Genomic DNA, 4,217 nt, shown 5'->3' with positions numbered 1-4,217 from the left:
AAGTTGGAGTCATTACCCAATAGTTGAAGTAATTACGAGTGCTAAGGTTTTGATTGTATTTTTCATTAAGATAAATCTCATTAATCCAGAGTCGTCGGTGTTGCGAGTAAATAATAGTTATGTAATTTTTTAATTAAAATGATGAGTGTTAAATATTAAATGGTGGTATTTATGCTTGTTTTATTTACCTCTCGAACCTCTTTGAATATCCAACGCCAGAATAAAACGCTTAGAGGCGCAATGATTATGGGTGAAATAAATATATTCGGCGTCTTGTCCCAAAAGAATGCGACAACTTCACCGAACTCACGATGGTATTTATCAGCAAAGAAATTGATAACCACCAGTACTGAGGTCGCGCCAATTGCCCAGCCTACGCATGTCGCCGTAAGAAGGTTGAACCTGGGTAAGTGGCCTATAGCGTATTGCCAGTTAAACCAGATGTCACCCGCCAGTAGCGCGAGAATGATCAGGTTAGTTTGTCCGTCATATGCGCTCATTGAGGCAAGAGACGAAAGGATACCCAGCCCCAGCATAATAGTGAGGATAACGCCTTTATAAATTTTCATTTGAAACTCAGTTCGAATGTTTATGTTAATAAATAAGTTTATTTGTAGAGTATTCTGGTGTTAATTAGCCTTTGTTTAATGTGAATAGATTTATCCACCCCCCGTTTCATTGGGCTTGTGGATGTTATTAATTCACAATGTTTATTGCGTCGCTGATGCTGCCAGAGAATCACTATTAATAAACCGTCGGTGCGCTGGATAGATCACCCCTGTCGTTCATCGACTCCTCTTCTGGTTGTTTTATCCAGATATTTCGGAGCGCACATTAAGCTAAATTATGCGAGCCAGCTCAAGCTATAAACACGCATAATTTATGTGTGTTACAGATTATTTCACTAGTTTCCGCTGGCCGTGCGGTATGCCGAGGGGGCGGGCGCGCGTGGGGTTGTTCTCGATTCGCGCGGATGTGTTCAGCAAAGGCATCGCTGGTGGGCTAAGCGCGAGCAGTTACCTGCTCGCTGTTGATATGCTCGTCTGCATTCATTGAAGTACAATTGCAAATGAGCCCAAAAAGAAGCCTGAAGGCGTAATGCCGAAGAAACCCAGGTCTACGCCTTCACTTTCTTCGACACCGAACTGCCTGCATCACGCGTCAGGTGCAGCGTATCAATCATGCCGATAAGGCAAATCAGCGCGATAAACAGAAAAGCAAGACGGAAGCTGATACCCGGCATAGCGCTTAAATCCAATACTGAACTTATCTTCTCGCCGATACGAATCCCAATTGCTCCCAGCGTGATACCCAGCCCGATAGCTAACTGACTAGCGGTACTGAACAGCGTGTTGGCGTAACTCATCTGCGGGGAAGGGACGTCGGCAAAGGCCAGCGTACTCACCCCGGTAAACTGGATAGAGCGGAATACGCCGCCCAGATACAGTATCAGCATAATGGCCCACACTGGCGTCTGCGGCGTCAGGAAGGCACAGGCAACCAGTGCCAGCACATTGAGTGCACCGTTAAGCAGCAGCAGACGACGAAAACCGAGCCAGCGTATCAGCGGCGTGGTGGCAGGTTTTATCGTCAAATTACCGACGAAGACCGCCAGGACCAGCAGCCCGGAATAGAACGGGTCCATACCAAACCCGACCTGGAAGAGCAGCGGTAGCAGGAAGGGGACGGCACTTATCGATGCACGGAACAGTGAACCGCCGTACATCGTCACCCGGAAGGTGGGGACTTGTAGTGCGTCCATGCGGATCATCGGTGCCGGGCTGCGACGGAAATGGCGCAGTGCATAATAGAATGTCACCCCGCCGAGCAGCAGCAGCGCGACGACCAAACCCACCTGCATTTTCTCTGCACCCAGTAGTTCCATGGCGTAGACCAGACTGACCATCGAAACCGAGGTGGCCAAAAAACCGGGCAGATCGAAAGGACGACGTTCGTCCTCGCGGATATTTGGAATAATTCGCAGCGCCAGAATGATGGCGATAATTCCCAGCGGGACGTTAATAAAGAAGATCCAACGCCAGTCGGCCACGCTGGTGATAAATCCTCCCAGCGGTGGCCCGATAATCGGGGCGATGAGCGCCGGCCAGGTGAGCGTGGCAATGGCGGTAATTAGCAGATGCTTAGGGGTGGTTCGCAGTACGGCGAGGCGACCCACTGGCACCATAAGCGCACCGCCAACGCCCTGAAGGATACGCATGGCGACAAAGCTGTCGGCGCTGGTGGCGAGCCCGCAAAACACCGAAGAGAGCGTAAAAATAGCCAGAGCGAGGCTGAAGATAGTCCGGGCGCCGAAGCGGTCGGCTATCCAGCCGCTGGCAGGAATCAATACTGCGAGGGTGATCAGGTAGGCGCTGATGCCGATATTCAGATCGACAGCTTCGACGCCGAAGGTCTTAGCCATGTCTGGCAAGGCGGTGGCAATCACCGTCCCATCAAGGAACTCCATAAAGAATGCACCGGCCACAAGCAGCGCCGCAGGGGATACCCCGCGACTCGCCTGGGCCTGGAGAGGCTCACTCATTTTTTTTACCCTATCAAAAAAACACGTAATATTTATAAGTTTTGTAGAGATTGTAAGTGGTAGATTTCTAAAGAGTTATTATCATAAATATAACAATCACAAAGAAATTGATGTGATTTCCATCACGGATAGGTTGATTTTTGTGACATGTATCATATTATGTGCCTGTAGACAGTAATACCTGCATAACAAAAAAACTGGAGTGTCACCATGAAACAGCGCATGCGTAAAATCCTCAAAAGCATGTTTGAAAACTACTGCAAAACTTTCAAAGACGTACCGCCTGGCGCTATGTTCTGATAAAAAAAACCTGCCGCGGCAGGTTTTTTTATCTTCTGCAAAAGTAGGTTACTATTACGCTCCGCAAAATAGGAGCAAAAAATGTCCCAGAACCTCACCCCTGACGATGAACTGGTTTCCGATGTGGTTGCCTGTCAGCTCGTTATCAAACAGATCCTCGACGTTATTGACGTGATCGCTCCGGTTGAAGTGCGCGATAAGATGGCCTCACAACTGAAATCGATTAATTTCGCCACCCATCCGGCTGGCGCCGATCCGGTGACGCAGCGGGCGATTCAAAAAGCGATTGCTCTGATTGAGCTGAAGTTTACGCCGCAGGAAGCCGCGCACTAGTCGGTGGGCAGTCTTCAGTAACCTGAAGACTGAACGGCAAGGGCGCTCAAAATGCCCTTGCTGGGTAAATTAATGCTGCTGGTGGGTCATCACGTTCAACAGATGCTGGTCAGTTTGCTGGATACACAGGCCGGCTTTACGCGCGCTACGGACTTCATCCAGAATTGTCTTCAGCAAGATACCATCCTGTTCCTGCTCTTCTTCCAGCGCGTTCAGGAAATTCAGGGTGCTATCGTCTTGAAGCACTTTCGCTTCCTGGGCCAGTTCCGACAGCGTTGATGTGCGTTGTTCATGATCTTCGATGGTTTTAATGAAAAGATCTTCAAGGGTTGCGCATTTATCTTCGCGGGCAACAAAGGCTTTTACCACCGGATAGGCGCCGGATTTCTTCATGTAATCGAAGACACGCATCATTTGCGTTACGCTGGACTGCGCCTGCGCACGTAGAAACGTCGCCGTTCCGTTCAGCCGATGTTCTGAGCACCACTCGCTCAAACGCAAATAATGATTGGATGCATAAAACTCAAGATTCATCTGAGCATTAAGCTTTTGAACCATTCCTAAAACTGCCATATAAATGTCCTTATTACTGGGTAGGAACGATACGCGTGACATCGCATAGTTCTTAATAGCCGCTAACCATGCGCTATTTCCGCGTTTGAGTGCGACCACATATTATCTGCAGTCCTCATGCATGACCGAAATATAGAGTAACTCCGGCTCTAAAAAGAATACTCTCTGAGCGAATGTAAGAAAACTCTTATAAGCCGCTTTTTACGTTTCGTTACAACAGATATTGGAATTATCTTATTATTCAGTACTTAATATTAATATCTGCATAAATAATGGCGATTATGACTGTTCATTGCCGCATCTATAAATTTTGTTAATGTATTGAATTGATATTACATCGTGTGCACTGAGAAGTGTGATCTGCATCAATAATAATTATTCGGGAACTCTATTTGATAGGTGTATGTAGTGATGTTTGATATGAATGATACATTACCGATAATAATTTTAATTTATGCATCATGCTTTT

5 protein-coding genes are annotated in these 4,217 nt (G+C 47.4%); 2 read left to right on the top strand and 3 right to left on the bottom strand.

Annotated elements, in window-relative coordinates:
• Positions 1 to 155 precede the first annotated feature (155 nt).
• Positions 156 to 569, bottom strand: coding sequence for a hypothetical protein (locus LZ634_RS22345; RefSeq protein ID WP_234508920.1), 414 nt, complete (start codon positions 567 to 569; stop codon positions 156 to 158).
• A 548-nt stretch (positions 570 to 1,117) separates the two neighbouring features.
• On the bottom strand, positions 1,118 to 2,542 hold the full coding sequence (locus LZ634_RS22340; RefSeq protein WP_234508919.1) for an MFS transporter: 1,425 nt from the start codon (positions 2,540 to 2,542) through the stop codon (positions 1,118 to 1,120).
• A gap of 210 nt (positions 2,543 to 2,752) precedes the next feature.
• On the opposite strand from LZ634_RS22340, the gene azuC reads away from it, so the two are divergent.
• Positions 2,753 to 2,842, top strand: coding sequence for a stress response protein AzuC (azuC, locus tag LZ634_RS22335; protein ID WP_015963980.1), 90 nt, complete (start codon positions 2,753 to 2,755; stop codon positions 2,840 to 2,842).
• 81 nt (positions 2,843 to 2,923) lie between these two features.
• The gene (locus LZ634_RS22330) at positions 2,924 to 3,175 is read left to right on the top strand and encodes a DUF2766 family protein (RefSeq protein ID WP_234508918.1); all 252 of its coding nucleotides are present in this window, start codon (positions 2,924 to 2,926) and stop codon (positions 3,173 to 3,175) included.
• A 69-nt stretch (positions 3,176 to 3,244) separates the two neighbouring features.
• Here LZ634_RS22330 and LZ634_RS22325 read toward each other — a convergent pair whose 3' ends face one another.
• Positions 3,245 to 3,748: a non-heme ferritin-like protein gene (locus tag LZ634_RS22325; RefSeq protein WP_234508917.1), complete on the bottom strand. Its 504-nt coding sequence runs from the start codon at positions 3,746 to 3,748 to the stop codon at positions 3,245 to 3,247.
• Positions 3,749 to 4,217: the final 469 nt, after the last annotated feature.

It is taken from the genome of Kluyvera intermedia (assembly GCF_021440345.1).
GTDB lineage: Bacteria > Pseudomonadota > Gammaproteobacteria > Enterobacterales > Enterobacteriaceae > Kluyvera > Kluyvera intermedia_A.
This window is presented reverse-complemented; position numbering and strand designations above follow the sequence as displayed.

Coding starts and splice junctions, on each gene's coding strand:
- azuC (WP_015963980.1), top strand. CDS start 2,753: ATGAAACAGCGCATGCGTAAAATCCTCAAAAGCATGTTTGAAAACTAC.
- LZ634_RS22340 (WP_234508919.1), bottom strand. CDS start 2,542: ATGAGTGAGCCTCTCCAGGCCCAGGCGAGTCGCGGGGTATCCCCTGCG.
- LZ634_RS22345 (WP_234508920.1), bottom strand. CDS start 569: ATGAAAATTTATAAAGGCGTTATCCTCACTATTATGCTGGGGCTGGGT.
- LZ634_RS22330 (WP_234508918.1), top strand. CDS start 2,924: ATGTCCCAGAACCTCACCCCTGACGATGAACTGGTTTCCGATGTGGTT.
- LZ634_RS22325 (WP_234508917.1), bottom strand. CDS start 3,748: ATGGCAGTTTTAGGAATGGTTCAAAAGCTTAATGCTCAGATGAATCTT.